Origin of the sequence: Pseudoduganella sp. UC29_106 (assembly GCF_044055365.1) — a bacterium.
Lineage (GTDB): Bacteria > Pseudomonadota > Gammaproteobacteria > Burkholderiales > Burkholderiaceae_D > Rugamonas.
On sequence record NZ_CP171977.1, the window covers coordinates 6,113,777 to 6,129,937 of the forward strand.

The following is a 16,161-nucleotide window of genomic DNA, read 5'->3' on the forward strand; positions in this document are numbered from 1 at the left end:
ATTACCGTGAGAACGAGATGATCTTGCTGCATAAAGTCAGGTTGGCCATGCTGCAGGCGTTAATTGCGACCAGCGTTCAAGCACAGGTCACTGTGGGAGTGATTGAATCGGACGGTACGGTGGTTGTGCCTTCCTACCGCCTGCCGCCATCACCTTACATGAGCGCAGAAGCGAAAAAAGCGCTGCCACGGGAGGTTTCTGAAGACAGCAATGGGTGGGCATCCCTGGTGACGAGCGGCGCGACCCCGGCTCAGCGGCGCGCAGCGGCCGGGAACTCTACCTGGATTCAACATATCAAGGAACTCTATCCGGCCAAAACCGAGGAAGTGACCATCGCCGGAGTTCACGCGTATCGCGTCATGCCCTTGGCAGGCGTTCCGAAACAAAACCGGGGCAAGATTCTGATCAATCTCTCCGGTGGCGGCTTCGTCCTGGCCAATGCCGCAACTGGCGGCCTCAATGAATCGATTCCGTTGGCGGCACTTGCCAAGATCGAGGTTGTAACACTCGATTACCGGCAAGCGCCAGAAGCGACCTTTCCTGCCGCTAGCGAGGATGTCGCGGCCGTCTATCGTGAACTGTTGAAAACCCACAAACCACAGAACATTGGTATCTACGGATGTTCAGCCGGCGGCCTGCTCACTGCGCAGTCACTCGCGTGGTTCCAGAAAGAGGGCTTGCCGGCGCCAGCGGCAGCCGGCATTTTCTGCGCGTCCGCGGACGCCCGATGGGGCGGCGACAGTTGGTTCTGGCAAAAGCCGATACAGGGACTGGCAACGCCCCCCGTCGCTCAATGAACGGTTCTATTACGGCGATCATGACCTGGCAGATCCGCTGATGTCGCCAATGGAATCGCTGGCAGTCCTGTCCCGCTTCCCGCCTACTCTATTTATTACCGGATCCCGCTCCGGCGAATTGAGCTCGGCGATCAATACGCACCGCCTTCTCACCAAGGTTGGCGTACGCGCCGACCTACATGTCTGGGATGGCATGGGCCACGGATTTTTCGGCAACGTGGACCTGCCTGAGTCGAGGGAGGCGTTCGACGTCATGGCCAGGTTTTTCCAAACCCAGTTAGGCCGTCCTCAGAAACGCTAGTGCACCTCATGCCGATCCCAAGTCAAACGGCAGCTTGCGCAGACGCTTGCCGGTGATGTCGAAGATGGCGTTGGCGAAGGCCGGCGCCAGTGGCGGCAGTCCCGCCTCGCCAATGCCGGTCGGCGGGTCATTTGACGGAACGATGAACACCTCCACCTGCGGCATGTCGGGCATGCGCGCCACGGTGTAGGTGTCAAAATTCCGCTGTTCGACGATGCCATCCTTGAGCGTGATGGCAGAGCCCGGCAAGGTGGTGCCGACGGCCATCAGCACCGCCCCCTGCACTTGCGCTTCAATTGTCAGAGGATTGACCGCGACGCCGCAATGAACCCCAGCCGTGACCTTGTGCAGCCGGGGCACGCCATCTCTCACCGAGGCCTCCACCACGTAGGCCACCACGCTGCCAGATACGCCATGCAGCGCCACTCCCCAGCCATGGCCCCTGGCCAGCTTTTTCTTTCCATAGCCGGACTTGGCCACTGCCAGATCGAGCGCAGCCAGATGGCGTGAACGCTTCCCGCTCAATAAGCTGCGGCGGTAGACAACCGGATCGACTCCTGCTGCATGGGCGGCTTCATCGAGCAAGGTTTCCATGACAAAGGCGGTGTGGGACGAACCCGCCGCACGCCACCACAGTACCGGCACGTTGACCTTGACGTGATGGACTGTCAGATTCACCGGCAATGCATAGGTTTCACCGATGCCCTCGATCGTCGTGGCGTCGACGCCATTTCTCACCAATGCCGATTCGAATGGCGTCCCGGCACTGATGGACTGGCCAACCACCACATGATTCCAGGCCAGGACGCCACCCAGTTCATCCAGGCCAATATCGACCTTGTGGACATGCGACGGACGGTAATAGCCGCCCGTGATGTCGTCTTCGCGGCTCCAGATCACTTTCAGCGGGCCGCGTTTATAGGACTTGGCGATATTGACCGCTTCGATCAGATCGTCCGAGGTACTGACTCCACGGCGGCCGAAGCTCCCGCCCGACATCATGGTATGCAGGACGACCTGCTCCGGTTTGAGACCCGTGGCGGCAGCGATGGCGGCATGGTCCAGGGTCTGGAATTGCGAACCGGTCCATACCGTGCAGCGGTCCGCCTGGAGATCGACCAGGCAATTGACTGGCTCCAGCGGCGCATGCGCAAGGTAGGGGAACTCATAGACCGCCGAGATCTTCCTGGGCGCAGATGCCAGCTTGCCGACGTCCGCCACCACGGCCGGCACACCAGGGGTGTTGGCAAGCGCACGGTAGGCGTTCATCTGTTGATCGGAACTGACCTTTTCCACATTGCTGGTATCCCAACTGATCGCAAGCGCGTTCCGGCCTTGCGTGGCGGGCCAATAGCCATCGGCGATCACCGCCACACCGCGGCCACCGCAGCAGGTACCCACTTCAATCACATCGATCACGCCCTTGATGGCGTTTGCCTTGCTGGCGTCCACGCTGCCTGCCCTGGCGCCGAATACCGGTGGCCGCGCGACCACTGCCACCTTGGCGCCGGGCAGCGTGAAATCGATGCCGAACTGCTGGCTGCCGCACGACTTGGCGCGTGCATCCACGCGCTGGACCGGTTTGCCGATGTACCGGAAGGTCTTGGTCTCCTTTAGCTGGACGGCGACTGGTAGCGGCTGCTTCATGGCCGCGTCGGCCAGCGCGCCGTAGCCGGCCCGCTGGCCATTCGGACCAAGCACCACGCCCCTGGCGGTAGTGCACTGCTCCGGCTTGACTTGCCATCGTTCAGCTGCGGCAGCGATCAGCATCGCGCGGGCGCGCGCGCCGATTTCGCGATAATGAGTAAACGAATGCGCTACCGAAATCGAACCGGCAGTCATCTGAATGCCGAAGCGCGGATCCTTATAGGGGCCATCGGCCGGCGCCAGTTCGCTGCGCACCTGCTGCCAGTCGGCGTCAAGTTCTTCTGCGATCAGCATCGGCAGCGCGGTATCCACACCCTGCCCAAATTCGAGACGGTTGACCATCACGGTGACAGTGCCATCTGGCGCAATGCGCAGGAAGGCATTGGGCGCTGAAGGCACGGCCGCGCCGCCAGCCTGCGCCAAGTGGCTGGCGGAGGGCATGACAAAGCCCAGTATCAGTCCACCTGTGGCAACCGTTCCGGCTTTCAGAAAGCCGCGGCGCGAGATGACTCCTTGGGTTGAACGTGGCAAGGCCACATGCTTGATCCATTTATTTCGCATGCGGCTCCTCAGGCGAACGTACTGGCGGCGTCCTGCTGCCCCGGCAATCGCCGGGCCGGCGGATGATCGAAAAATCATACGCTTTGGCCATTTTTTGCAATATTACAAATTTCACCAATTTGCTTTGCAAAATCTGCCAGCTAAAAATGAAAACGCCACCCGCAGGTGGCGTTTGATTTCAGCGTCGGAAGTCGTTTATGGCTTGGAAACCTGAGGCGAAGCGGATGCGCCGGCAGCGGCCTTGGCGAAATCGCCGGCCTTGATCACGGAAACGGCTTCAGGCTTCAGGTGCGCGCGCAGGGCTTCGTTGACCTGCGCCACGGTCAGCGCGCGAACTTTGGCTTCCAGGTCCTTGTCGAAAGCCATGGTGCGGTCGAAGCTCAGGTAGTTCGCCAGGCGGCCGGCCAGGCCGGCGTCAGCGGTACGGCCTACTTCCTGCGATTGCAGCCAGGCTTTCTTGGCATCGGCCAGTTCGGCGTCGGTGAAGCCTTCCTTGAGCGCCTTGTCCAGCTCCTCGCGCAGCGCGGCTTCAACCTTGACGGTGTTTTGCGGCGCGCTGATCGCGAAGGCCAGCCACAGGCCGGCCGGATCGCGCGATGGCACGGACAATTGAGAACCGATCCCGTAAGACAAGCCTTCCTTCTGTCGGATGCGGTCCGCCAACCGGCTGCGCAATGCGCCGCCGCCCAGCATGTAGTTGCCCATCAGGAGGGCTGGATAGACCGCCGCATCGTCCTTCAACGGCACCGGTTGGATGGCGAGCAGGACCGAGTTGGCCTTATCGGGCGTCTCCAACGCTACGCTCTGACCCGCCACGGGCTTCATGATGCTGGCAATGCGGACATAGGGCTGCTCCGCCTTCCAATTGCCGAACAGCCTGGCCGCCTGCTCCTTCACGGCAGCAGCATCGAAGTCGCCAACCACGGCCAGGGTAGCATTGCCGGCGCCGTAGTAGGCTTTGTGGAAGGCTTTGACTTCCTCCAAAGTCACGGCTTTTTCGGCCGCAAGTTGCTCCTGCAAGGTCGGGACATGACGCACGTGGCCTGCCGGGAAAGCGTCGGTCATGCGCTGCAGCGCATTGTTGGCGAGCGGCTGCGGCTCGGTCATTTGCTGTTCGGTGCCGGAGGTGAACTCGCGCTGGCGCTCGGAGAAGTCCTTGGCGGTGAACGCCGGCTTGGTCAGCGATTCGCCCAACAGATCCAGCGCCGGCGCCAGATTGTCGCGCGTGGTGGTCACGGTGGCCGTCACCCCTTCGGCGTTGCCGCGGATGTTGACGTTGGCTTTCAGTTTGTCGAAGGCATCCTTGACTTCCTGGCGCGACAGGCGCTCGGTGCCATCCGTCAACAGCGACGCGGTCAAGGCGCCGATGGTGCCCTTGCCGGCCAGGTTCTCGGCAGTGCCCATGCGCAGCTGCACGGTAGCGCTTACGGTATTGCCCTTGGTGCTCTTCGGCAGCAGCGCGAGCTTCATGCCGTTGGCGAGGACCGAACGCTGGGTGCGCTTTTCGATATTGTCCGGGCTCGGATCGAACACTTCACCCTGTGCGATCGCCGCGTGGCCCTTATAGTCCTTGACCAGGGCGGCGACGTCCGGCGTCATCGGCACTTCGGTGCGGTCGGCCGCATCGGTCGGGATGAAGCGCGCCAGCGTCCGGTTCGACGGTTTCAGGTATTTGACCGCCACTGCCTGCACAGCTGCCACATCGACTTTCTCGACCTGGTCGCGGCGCTGGTAGAACAGGCGCCAGTCGCCGGCGGCCTGCGCGGAGGTCAGTGCGATCGTGAAACGAGCAGTGTCGTTCACGATCAGGTCGATATCCTTGGCAATCGCGGCCTTGGCACGCGCCACTTCGGCTTCGCTGACCGGGTTGGACTTCGTGTCCTCCAGCGCCTTGAGCATCGCGTCTTCAACCGCTGCGGTCTGGCCGTCTTTCGGCACCACGGCGGCGAACAGGCGGTAGCCCGGTTCCATGTGGTTGAAATCGAGATCCATCACGGAAGACGCCAGCTTGGCATCCACCAGGGCTTTGTGGAGGCGGCCGCTGGGTGCGTCGACGAGGATTCGTCCCAGCACCTGCAAGGCTGCCGCATCGGCATGGCTGGCCGGGGCAACGTGGTAGCCGGTCGCCACGATCTGGGTGCCACCGGTGCGGCGGATGGTAACGGAACGCTCGCCGTCCTGGGTCGGCTCCGCGGTATAGGTCGGCGCCAGCACGCGGGTCGGCTTTGGAATTTTCCCGAACAGATCGTTGATCTGGGCCAGCACCTTGGCTTCGTCGAAGCGGCCCGCGACCATCAGGATCGCATTGTCCGGCTGGTAGTAGCGCTTGTAGAACGCACGCAGGCGGTCAATGCTCACACCTTCGATATCGGAGCGGGCGCCGATGGTCGATTTGCCGTAATTGTGCCAGTCGAAGGCAACCGACATGGTGCGCTCAAGCGTGACGCGGAATGGATCACTCTCACCGCTTTCGAACTCATTGCGCACGACCGTCATTTCGCCTTTTTGGGTCTTGTTGTTCCACAGGTCGTCCTGGCTGATCGGCGAGTTGACCATGCGGTCGGCTTCCAGCGCCAGCATCTGCTTCAGGTTGTCGTCGTTGGCGGGGAAGGTCGCGAAGTAGTTCGTGCGGTCATACCAGGTGGTGCCATTGAAGCGGCCGCCGATCTGGTTCAGCACTTCCACCGGCGTCTTCGTGCCTTTCTTGATGCCGAAGTTGGCCGTCGGCTTGAACAGCAGGTGCTCCAGCAAGTGGGCCATACCGGTCTCGCCATAGTTCTCGTGGCGCGAACCCACCATATAGACGATGTTGGTGGTCAGGGTCGGCTTGCTCGCATCCGGGAACAGCAGCACGCGCAGGCCGTTGGCCAGGCGGTACTCGCTCATCCCCTCGACCGAGGTGACTTTGACTGCGGCAGTCTTGGCAGCGGCAGTCTTGACCGGAACAGCCGGCTCGGCGGCGAAGGCGGGCGACAGGATCCCTGCGCTGAGCATGATGGCGGTAAGTAACTTCATTCTTGAGACTCCCCCACGGAAATAAGGTTATCAATTATATAATCCGAAATGCTTGCCTTTGAAAAATTTTATCGACGCCGGCACGTGTCATGATTTCTTATAGAAAAATATAAAAGGGGAAGGCCATGATTGTGTACAAGTACGGTCATCCAGAACCCAAGGTGTCTCCGGATATCAGCCCTTTTGTGGTCAAGCTGGAGACATGGCTGCGCATGTCGGGCATCGACTACGAAACGCGCACTGGGACCAACCGGGACATGCCATATAAAAAACTGCCGGTAGCCAGGATAAACGGCGAACTCGTCCCCGATTCTTCCCTCATTATCCGGCGCCTGCGCCAGCTCCACCCGCAAGCCATCTCCGACGACAACCTCTCCGAAACCAATCGCGCCGTATCGGCCGCCCTGACGGCATTATTCGAGCAGCATCTTTACTTTGTCGTTCTATTCGTCCGGTGGTGCGTGCCGGCTAATTTCAATACTTACAAACCGCTGTTGCTGGATTATGCGAGGCGTATCACACCCGGCTGGCAACAGCCGCTGCTTTCCTTGCTGGCTCCGGTGATCCTTCCCATGGCGAGAAACAAGCTCCGCCGGCAGGCATGGCAACAGGGAACAGCACGCCACACGATTGAAGAAATCAACGCGATGGGTATCGAGGTCTGGAAGTCGGCAAAGGCAATTCTCGGCGATAAGCCCTTCCTCTTCGGCGACGCGCCGAATACCATCGACGCCACCGCATTTGCCTTCCTGCACGCCGAAATACGCTACCCATTCCTTAGCCCGATTCACGACTATGTGCTGAGCGAGCCGGCACTGATCGCTTATCACGATCGCATCTGGAAGCGGTACTGGTCGGTCGCCTAGCGGTGCGCCCCCCGGCCGACGCACCAAAATCAGGCACTCCCCACGAGGGCGCATCATCCCGGTGCACGCGCGCCCTTCCTCTATCGCCAAATCAAGCACTTAGCTTCCCGCACCAAATTGGAATGTTTTTTGCTTACCAGTTCAGACTTTATTTTTTGTCTTGCACTTTTTTGGGGAGTTTTGGGGATGGAAGGTTTGAAAAGCGCCAACGACGCACTCTTTATCCTGTTGGGGGCGATCATGATCCTGGCAATGCATGCCGGCTTTGCATTTCTTGAGCTGGGCACGGTGCGCAAGAAGAACCAGGTCAATGCACTGGTAAAAATCCTGGCCGATATGGCCGTCTCCACCATCGCCTACTTCTTTGTCGGCTATGCAGTGGCTTATGGCGTGAACTTTTTCGACGCCGCCCCGGTGCTGGCCGCGCACAACGGCTACGAGCTGGTGAAATTCTTCTTCCTGCTGACCTTTGCCGCTGCGATCCCCGCCATCATTTCCGGCGGCATTGCCGAGCGCGCACGCTTCCAGCCGCAACTGATCGCCACCGCCGTGCTGGTCGGCCTGGTCTATCCATTCTTCGAAGGCATTGCCTGGAACCAGCGCTTCGGCGTGCAAGCCTGGCTGCTGGCTACATTCGGCGCCGAATTCCATGATTTTGCCGGCTCGGTTGTCGTGCACGCTGTTGGTGGCTGGGTCGCGCTGCCCGCCGTGCTGCTGCTGGGCGCGCGCCGCGGCCGCTATGCAAAAAACGGCGCCATCGCCGCGCACCCGCCCTCGTCCATCCCCTTCCTGGCGCTGGGCGCCTGGGTGCTGACCGTTGGATGGTTCGGCTTCAACGTGATGAGCGCCCAGACGCTGGACAAGATCAATGGCCTGGTCGCCATGAATTCGCTGATGGCCATGGCCGGCGGCACCCTGGTTGCGCTGCTGATGGGCAAGAACGATCCAGGCTTCGCCTACAACGGCCCGCTGGCCGGCCTGGTCGCCGTTTGCGCCGGCTCCGACCTGATGCATCCGCTGGGCGCGCTGGCTACCGGTGGCATTGCCGGCGCCATCTTTGTTGCCATGTTCACGCTGACCCAGAACCGTTGGAAAATCGACGACGTACTCGGCGTCTGGCCCCTGCACGGCCTGTGCGGCGCATGGGGTGGTGTCGCAGCCGGCATCTTTGGCCTGAAGGCGCTGGGCGGCATCGGCGGCATCTCCTTTGGCGCCCAGCTGGCTGGCACCGTGCTCGGCGTGGTGATCGCGTTGGCGGGCGGCGCCCTGGTGTACGGCGTGCTCAAGCGCACGGTCGGCATCCGCCTGGATCCCGAGCAGGAATTCCAGGGGGCCGATTCTGCTCCATCCACCATATTTCGTCCACGCCGGAGCGCGAATCGAATTGGTAAGAGCGCTGGCGCGTCGTGCGCGCCACACATTCGTGGAAGCGAAGGCAGGCTCCGGCCAAACGTCAGACTGGTACCCAATGTACTGGGGCGCCAGGGGAACCCAGGGTCAAGCAGTCCCTGTTTGACAGCCCTGCGTCGCCGGCCGCGGCGATGCCAGCGCAGCAATCGCACGCGGCCGCATAAAAGACGACCTGCGGGAACAAAGCCCCGAAAGCTGAATATCAGCTTTCGGGGCTTTTGCTTTTGATGTCACTTTCCGCATTTACTGGATAGGTCGTGCGGTGTGTGGAGTGCCGGCTTATGCGCATGTGAATACCCTCTTCTCAATAATCATCAACAGGAGACCAAATGAACTCTTCGAACCATATGCGCGCAATGCGTGTACATGAACCGAGCGGGCGCTTCCGCCTGGATACCATTCCGCGTCCAACGCTGCTGCGCCCGACCGATGTGCTGGTAGACGTGAAGGCGTCCGGTGTTGTCCCTAACCTGCGCAATGTGATGAGCCACTACGGCGAACGCTCCTACCTGACCGTGCCGGATCTGCCTGCGATCTATGGCCTCGATACTGCCGGCGTCGTGACGGAAGTGGGCAGTGCAGTTACCGGGATCGCGCCGGGGGACCGCGTGTACATCAATCCGGGGCGCTCTTGCGGATCATGCCATGCATGCCGTAGCGGCGAATGGACCAACTGCGTGGCTTACACATTCCAGGGCTATTTCGGTTTTGGTCCACGCTCGAAGCAGATTTACGAGCAGTACCCGTATGGCGGTTTCAGCGAATTCGCAACCGCGCCGGCCGACGGCCTCGTCAAACTACCGCCTGCGGTGAGCTTCGAACAGGCCGCGCGCTTCGGTTATCTGGGAACCGCTTATTCTGGCCTGCGCAAAGCCGGCATCAGCTCTGGAAAGACACTTTTGATCAGCGGCGCGAGCGGCACGCTGGGTCTGGGCGCAGTGCAGATTGCGCGTGCGATGGGCGCGGTGAAGATCCTCTGTGTCGCGCGCAACCCCGAATTGCTTGAGCGCGTACGTCAGCTTGATCCGCAGCGCATTCGCACCTTCGCGCACGGTAACGGCGACCTCGGCGCATGGGCGCGCGAGGAAACCGACGGCGTCGGCGTGGATGCGGTACTGGACGCCATCGGTCCGGGCGCATCGCATCAGGTCACACTGGACTGCATCAAAGCTCTGCGTCGTGGCGGCCGGCTGGTCGAGGTTGGCGCTATGTCAGACCCGCTGCCGCTCAACCTGCACGAAATGATGTGCTCGCAGCTCAGCGTGATCGGTTCGCTGTGGTTCTCGGTCGCGGAAGGACAGGACCTCGCCTATATGGCCGCCGCCGGCACGCTGGACTTGAACATTTTCGAGCATCACAGCTATGCCCTGGAACAGGCCAACGAAGCGCTGGCCGATGCCGAGCAGCGCAAAGGCGGATTCGTCAACGTCGTGATCGTGCAGCAGTAAAACGCACGCAGAACAGGGAGATTGATATGGTAAGACGCATCGTAACCGGCGAACGCAACGGAAAATCCGTCATTGTTTCCGACGGTCCGGCAGAGAACACGCATGACTACGCAGCAGTGCCCGGTTTTCGGACCACGCTGGCCTGGGCCACCACACGGGCTGTGCCCGTGTTGCCCTTCGATTGGCGCGACCCGGTTGCCAACAGCCGCTCGGCGCTGCCCGCCCCCCACGGCACCCGGCTGATCGTGGTGCAGTTCCCGCCGGATAGCGTCACAGCCTCGCCCAGCTTCAATCCAGTTGCCGCCGGCGAAGAATACGCGAAGTACCTACCCGGCCTCGCCGAGACCTTCGATACGGATGGTTCGGGCTTTCATCGCACGCAGACCGTCGACTATGACGTTATCCTGTCGGGCGAACTCTGGCTGGAGCTCGATGACGGTGACGTCCGCCACCTCAAGGCTGGCGACATCGTGATCCAGAATGGCACGCGCCACGCATGGCGTAACCGCAGCGAATCGCCTGCAGTGATGCTTTCGGTGCTGATTGGTGCCTGAGCTAAACCGAAACGGCCCACGTCAGCCCGTCAACGACCACGGCCGGTTTTTCGTCACTGTTTCATTCACCACTGACCGTGAGAACAAGGAAACGGAGCCACGCATGCTGATGCAAGACAAAATAGGATTGGTAACAGGCGCCGGATCGGGCATGGGCCGGGCAGCTGCGCTCACCCTCGCCGCAGAAGGTGCCACGATCGTGCTGGTGGGCCGCAGTGAGGACAAGCTCGCCGGCGTACGCCAGGAAATCGTGGATGCCCGCGGCAAGGCCGAGATCTTCTCCGCCGACGCCGGCAAGCGCGATGACAACAAAGCCATGGTCGATTTCGTCGTCTCCAGGTTCGGCCGCCTCGATTTCGCCTTCAACAATGCCGGTGGCCACGGAAAGCTTCAACCCATCCACGAAACCAGCGACGACGAGATCGAGTGGGTCGTCGACCTGAATTTCAAAGGCGTGCTCTACGGCGTCAAGTACCAGGTCGAGGCTATGCTCAGGAATGGCGGCGTCATCGTCAACAACGCCTCGATCTTCGGCCTGCGCGGCATGGATGGCATTGCGCACTATGTGGCAAGCAAGCACGCCATAGTTGGCCTCACTAAGGCGGTTGCGAAGGAATATGCCGGCAAGAACATCCGCATCAACGCTGTTTGCCCCGGTGCCACGCAGACGCCCAACTACATGCGCTCGATGAACGACAATGTGCATGCGCTGGACGACATGATTCCCATGCGCCGCATCGGGCAACCCACCGATGTCGCCAAGGCGGTGCTTTACCTGATGTCGGACCAGTCGGCCTATACGACCGGCACTACGCTTTCCGTGGATGGCGGCATGACCGCCTGATCAGCATCAAAGCAGAAACGCCGCGCAGATCCCTCCATCTATGCGGCGCTTTGGTTTCAAGTTCCGAGGAAGTCGAGCATCATCCGGTTGAAGGCATCGGCATGCTCCCACTGTACCCAGTGGCCGCAGCGGCTAAAGATGTGCATCTGCGAATTCGCGATGCCGGCAATCAGTTTCAGCCCGGTGTCCAGCGGCACGAAGCGGTCGTCACGCCCCCAGATGACCAGTGTCGGTGCCGTGATCTCGCCAAGGCGCGAGCTGTAGTCGTTGAACTGCTTTGGATTAGCCGCCAGGCTCTTGAGGAAGTTTTCCAAGTGGTCCCGGCGCGCGAGAATGTTGTTCAATCGCTGCTGCATAAGGTCCTCCGTGATCGCGCTGGCATCGTACACGAACACGTCCATCATGCGCCTCAGGTTCTGGATGGTCGGCTCGCGATAGACGCCATTGAGCAGCTTGATCCCTTCGGTGGGCATCGGCGCATACAGGCTCGGACCGCCGGTGCCTCCGCCCATGAGAACCAGCTTGCCAATGCGCCTCTTGTTCGCCAGAGCGAAGGCCACCGCACTGTGCCCACCCATTGAATTGCCGAGGATATGGATGCGCTCGATATCCAGCACATCGACCAGGCCCTTCAGGATGGCGGCATTCAGTTCCGAGCGGGAGCCGGTGTTGACGATGGTGTCGCTCTTGCTCCAGCCCGGGCAGTCCATCAGCACCACTCGGTAGCCGGCGGCGACCAGTGGTTCGATGTTGCGATGGAAGTTGGCCCAGCCGCTGGCGCCGGGGCCGGAGCCGTGCAGCATGACCACGGTTTCGCCGTTACCGCCGTCGCTCCTCACATCGTTGTAATGGATGTTCAGACCCAGTTCGCCGTGCCTGATGCGCACGAACCTGCTCGTGGAGGCTTCTGTGAAATTCATTATCCAGGTTCCTTTTGTTATTTCATGCGTGTTCGGCGCGCTGCTTGAGCATGTCCAGCGCCACGTCGACGATCATGTCTTCCTGCCCGCCGACCATGCGGCGCTTGCCCAGCTCGACCAGGATGTCGAAAGCCGGCAAGCCGTATTTCTGCGCCGCGGCTTCCGAGTGACGCAGGAAGCTGCTGTAAACGCCGGCGTAGCCCAGAGCCAGCGTTTCGCGGTCCACCCGTACGGGGCGCTCCTGGAGCGGCCGCACGATGTCTTCCGCGGCATCGATCAGCTTCTTGACGTCGCAGCCGTGGCTCAATCCCATGCGGTCCACCGCCGCGATGAACACCTCCAGCGGCGCGTTGCCGGCGCCCGCCCCCATGCCGGTCAGGCTGGCATCGATGCGATCGCAGCCATGCTCCAGCGCGACAATGGAGTTGGCCACGCCGAGGCTGAGATTATGGTGCGCATGCATGCCGGTGTGCGTCTCGGGTTTCAGCACGTCCTTGAACGACTTGAAGCGGTCCGCCACGTCGTACATATTCAGTGCACCGCCCGAGTCCACCACGTAGATCGTGGTTGCGCCGTAGCTCTCCATCTTCTTGGCTTCCTGCGCGAGATTTTGCGGCGTGGTCATGTGGCTCATCATCAGGAAGCCCACTGTGTCCATGCCCAGGTGCCTTGCGTATTCGATGTGCTGTCGGGAGACGTCCGCTTCAGTGCAGTGGGTGGCGACACGCACCACCCTCGCGCCAGCGTCATAGGCATTCTTCAGGTCGTGGACAGTGCCGATGCCGGGCAGCAGCAGGGTGGCGACCTTCGCATGTTTCAGCACGCCGGCCACCGCTTCGATCCACTCCAAGTCCGTGTGTGCGCCGAAGCCGTAGTTAAAGCTGGCGCCCTGCAAACCGTCGCCGTGCGCGACTTCGATGGAATCCACTTTTGCCTCGTCCAGCGCTCTGGCGACCTGTACCGCTTGCGCCAGAGAATACTGGTGACGGATGGCGTGCATACCGTCGCGCAGCGTTACGTCGGAGACGTAGATTTTCTTACTCTTGTCGATCATATTCATTGCTCCGCTTCAGGCCATTGCCACAGAAAATTCACGTTCCGCCATGCGCTCGGCGGTCTTCAAGGCTGCGCTTGTCATGATGTCGAGGTTGCCGGCGTAGGCCGGCAGGTAGTGGGCTGCACCCTCAACTTCGAGGAAGACGGAGACTTTCAGCCCCGGCGTGTTGCCAATACCGGGCAGGTTCAGGCCATCCTCAAAACGGTCGAACTGGACTTCCTGCTTCAGGCGGTAGCCGGGCACGTATTCCTGCACGGCTGCCGCCATGTCCTTAATCGATTTGCGGATCGCTTCCTGGTCGGCATTGAGTGCCGTCATGCAGTACACCGTGTCGCGCATGATCAAGGGCGGTTCAGCCGGGTTCAGGATGATGATGGCCTTGCCCTTTTGCGCGCCGCCGACCTGTTCGATCGCCCTGGAAGTTGTTTCCGTGAATTCGTCGATGTTGGCGCGCGTGCCTGGGCCAGCGCTCTTGCTTGAAATCGAAGCGATGATCTCGCCGTAATAGACCTTAGCCACGCGCGAAACCGCCGCGACCATCGGGATCGTGGCCTGGCCGCCACAGGTGACCATGTTGACATTCGGCGCTTCCAGATGCTCAACGCCGTTCACCACGGGGACGCAGTATGGGCCGATCGCCGCCGGCGTCAAGTCGACCATGCGGATGCCTGGATTGAGCTTTCGCAGGAAGGCGTCGTTGCTGACATGCGCCGACGCCGAAGTGGCGTCGAAGACGATGCCGATCTCACCAAAATCCGGCATGCGCGCCAAACCTTCCACGCCCTCGTGCGTGACAGCCACACCCATGCGCACGGCTCGCGCCAGGCCGTCCGAATTGGGGTCGATGCCAACCATCGTCCCCATCTCGATATGCTTTCCATGCCGCAAAATCTTGATCATCAGGTCCGTGCCGATGTTGCCCGAACCAATGATGGCGGCTTTGATTTTCTTTCCCATAAAGACTCCAGTGTTATGCAGAGAACACGGCGCGCACCGCGCCGAGTCCTTCGATTTGAGCAGTAAACGTACCCGGCTGCGTGACGGCCACCATCGGTCCAAGCGCGCCGGTCAGCACCACATCGCCGGCACGCAGCGGCGTACCCAGCCTGACCATGCGATCGGCCAGCCAGGCGGCGGCGTTCAGCGGATTGCCCAGACAGGCGGCGCCACTGCCGCGCGACGGCACTTCGCCTTCGCGCGACAGTGTCATCGTGGCCGCGGCGAGATCGGCATCGGACAGGCGCACCGGGCGGCTGCCCAGCACGAACAGTGCGCTCGAAGCGTTGTCGGCGACGGTATCGACGAAACGAATGTCCCAGTTCTGGATGCGGCTGTCGACCACTTCAATCGCCGCCAGTGCATAGGCGCTTGCGCTGATGATATCGGCGAAGGTATGCTTTTCCTGCGTCAGGTCGCGCTCCAGCACGAGCGCGATTTCAGCCTCGACCTTGGGCTGGATGAGCTTCGAGAGCGGCATCGCTTCGCCGTCGCCATAAGCCATGCTGGCGAACAGCGCGCCGAAGTCGGGCTGGTCGACGCCCAATTGCTTTTGCACGGCGAGCGAGGTCAGGCCAATCTTGCGGCCGACGATGCGCTCGCCCTGCGCCAGGCGGGCATCCACATTCGCCTGCTGCACGGCATAGGCCGTGGCCATATCGTCGAGCGCGATGTCGCCGCGTAGCGGAGCGACGGTTTGCCGGGCGGTTTCGGCCTGGCGCAGCCTGGCTGCCAATGCCTGCACGGTATTCTTGTTGGACATCAATGACTCCTGTTTCGTCTATGTGTATTCATGCTGCGGCTGGCACGGCGTGCATGGCCGCGAATCCCGCGATCCATTCTGGAATCGCACGATAGAAATCCATCGAGGCGCTGTAGCCGCCGTAGGCCGACAGCACACCGAATGCAGCGACCCAGGTACGGATCTCGTGTGCGGACCTGCCGCCATCGCGCGTGATGTCGTCGTTGCTCATGCTGTCAACTGCTGGAAAATCGTTCGCCAGCCGCTCAAGGAAAGCGAGATCCCACTCGGGATTCAGCGGACGCAGACTGCTGCTGCCTGCGGTGAAGTCCTTGGCTGCGGCTATCGTGCGTGCTTGGCGTGCGGCGCGCGCTTCGGGTGTCGGGTTGCGTCCGGCAATGAGGCGCTCGGCCACTTCATCGTTGGCGGTAGCCAGCTCCGGTACAGGCGGCTCGTGCGAGATTCCGCCTGAGCCGATGACGAGCACACGTCTGCCGCTGCGCTTCAGGAAGCGTCCGATGGCCTCTCCGAACAGGCGCGTGCGGCGCAGCGTCGCCATGGGTGGTGCGACGGAATTGATAAACACCGGAATCACCGGATACACGTCCAGGCCACCTGTCAGTACCTCCAGCGCCTGTGCGCAGCCGTGATCGACCTGCATGCGATAGGACAAGGCCGTGTCAATATCGTCCGCAAGCACACTCGCCGCCATGTCGCGCGCCAGTGTGCACGGCACCGCCAGTGGTCCGGCAAGACTCTTGTAGTCGCCCACGGCGCTGGCGTCCGCGCCAATGCAGAACGGCGGCATCAGGTCGTAAAAGAAGCCGTTATAGTGGTCTGGCGCGAACACCACGACCAGTTCGGGATCGTAGGCGCGCACGCGTTCGAGCGCAGCAGCCTGCACGCGCTCCACTTCCGCCACCACTTCCGGCGCCGGATCGAAATAGCCGTGCAGCGGCGTGTGGGAAAGGCATTCGAGATGAATTGGCATATTGATGCTTAA

Annotated in this window: 13 protein-coding genes and 2 pseudogenes; 8 read left to right on the forward strand and 7 right to left on the reverse strand. The window is 61.4% G+C overall.

All coding sequences use genetic code 11. The features are described from left to right. The first annotated feature begins 23 nt into the window (after positions 1–23). Positions 24–797 (forward strand): alpha/beta hydrolase fold domain-containing protein, encoded by a 774-nt coding sequence (locus ACHMW6_RS30440; protein WP_395402653.1) that lies wholly within the window; start codon positions 24–26, stop codon positions 795–797. A 13-nt stretch (positions 798–810) separates the two neighbouring features. Further along, positions 811–1,098: pseudogene (locus tag ACHMW6_RS30445) on the forward strand (alpha/beta hydrolase); the annotation flags it as partial. Positions 1,099–1,104: 6 nt separating this feature from the next. On the opposite strand, the gene ACHMW6_RS30450 reads toward ACHMW6_RS30445, so the two are convergent. Beyond that, on the reverse strand, positions 1,105–3,282 hold the full coding sequence (locus ACHMW6_RS30450) for a molybdopterin cofactor-binding domain-containing protein (protein ID WP_395408752.1): 2,178 nt from the start codon (positions 3,280–3,282) through the stop codon (positions 1,105–1,107). On the opposite strand from ACHMW6_RS30450, the gene ACHMW6_RS30455 reads away from it, so the two are divergent. Further along, a complete protein-coding gene (locus ACHMW6_RS30455) occupies positions 3,185–3,520 on the forward strand; it encodes a hypothetical protein (protein ID WP_395408802.1) in 336 nt (111 codons plus the stop codon). The genes ACHMW6_RS30450 and ACHMW6_RS30455 overlap by 98 nt on opposite strands. Here the strand turns inward: ACHMW6_RS30455 and ACHMW6_RS30460 are convergent. Beyond that, a complete protein-coding gene (locus tag ACHMW6_RS30460; protein WP_395402655.1) occupies positions 3,502–6,321 on the reverse strand; it encodes a M16 family metallopeptidase in 2,820 nt (939 codons plus the stop codon). The two genes, ACHMW6_RS30455 and ACHMW6_RS30460, sit on opposite strands and share 19 nt — an antisense overlap. A 125-nt stretch (positions 6,322–6,446) precedes the next feature. Here ACHMW6_RS30460 and ACHMW6_RS30465 point away from each other — a divergent pair, with 125 nt between their 5' ends. The 5 genes and pseudogenes from ACHMW6_RS30465 to ACHMW6_RS30485 all read left to right on the forward strand — a co-directional run bounded on the left by ACHMW6_RS30465 (position 6,447) and on the right by ACHMW6_RS30485 (position 11,443). Further along, the gene (locus ACHMW6_RS30465; RefSeq protein ID WP_395402657.1) at positions 6,447–7,187 is read left to right on the forward strand and encodes a glutathione S-transferase family protein; all 741 of its coding nucleotides are present in this window, start codon (positions 6,447–6,449) and stop codon (positions 7,185–7,187) included. Between the two features lie 186 nt (positions 7,188–7,373). Then, positions 7,374–8,578, forward strand: a pseudogene (locus tag ACHMW6_RS30470) (ammonium transporter). Between the two features lie 348 nt (positions 8,579–8,926). After that, entirely contained in the window at positions 8,927–10,045 is a 1,119-nt protein-coding gene (locus ACHMW6_RS30475) for an alcohol dehydrogenase catalytic domain-containing protein (protein ID WP_395402659.1), read from the forward strand. A gap of 26 nt (positions 10,046–10,071) precedes the next feature. After that, entirely contained in the window at positions 10,072–10,599 is a 528-nt protein-coding gene (locus ACHMW6_RS30480) for a cupin domain-containing protein (RefSeq protein WP_395402661.1), read from the forward strand. A 103-nt stretch (positions 10,600–10,702) separates the two neighbouring features. Continuing rightward, a complete protein-coding gene (locus tag ACHMW6_RS30485; protein ID WP_395402663.1) occupies positions 10,703–11,443 on the forward strand; it encodes an SDR family NAD(P)-dependent oxidoreductase in 741 nt (246 codons plus the stop codon). Between the two features lie 56 nt (positions 11,444–11,499). Here ACHMW6_RS30485 and ACHMW6_RS30490 read toward each other — a convergent pair whose 3' ends face one another. From ACHMW6_RS30490 to ACHMW6_RS30510, 5 genes are read right to left on the reverse strand one after another with little or no spacing between them, the layout of a single operon-like run. Beyond that, positions 11,500–12,363: an alpha/beta fold hydrolase gene (locus ACHMW6_RS30490; protein ID WP_395402665.1), complete on the reverse strand. Its 864-nt coding sequence runs from the start codon at positions 12,361–12,363 to the stop codon at positions 11,500–11,502. A gap of 22 nt (positions 12,364–12,385) precedes the next feature. After that, entirely contained in the window at positions 12,386–13,417 is a 1,032-nt protein-coding gene (gene dmpG, locus ACHMW6_RS30495) for a 4-hydroxy-2-oxovalerate aldolase (protein ID WP_395402667.1), read from the reverse strand. 15 nt (positions 13,418–13,432) lie between these two features. Then, positions 13,433–14,377: an acetaldehyde dehydrogenase (acetylating) gene (locus tag ACHMW6_RS30500; RefSeq protein ID WP_395402669.1), complete on the reverse strand. Its 945-nt coding sequence runs from the start codon at positions 14,375–14,377 to the stop codon at positions 13,433–13,435. 13 nt (positions 14,378–14,390) lie between these two features. Continuing rightward, positions 14,391–15,179 (reverse strand): 2-keto-4-pentenoate hydratase, encoded by a 789-nt coding sequence (mhpD, locus tag ACHMW6_RS30505; protein ID WP_395402671.1) that lies wholly within the window; start codon positions 15,177–15,179, stop codon positions 14,391–14,393. Positions 15,180–15,207: 28 nt separating this feature from the next. Further along, positions 15,208–16,149, reverse strand: coding sequence for a 3-carboxyethylcatechol 2,3-dioxygenase (locus tag ACHMW6_RS30510; RefSeq protein ID WP_395402673.1), 942 nt, complete (start codon positions 16,147–16,149; stop codon positions 15,208–15,210). Positions 16,150–16,161: the final 12 nt, after the last annotated feature.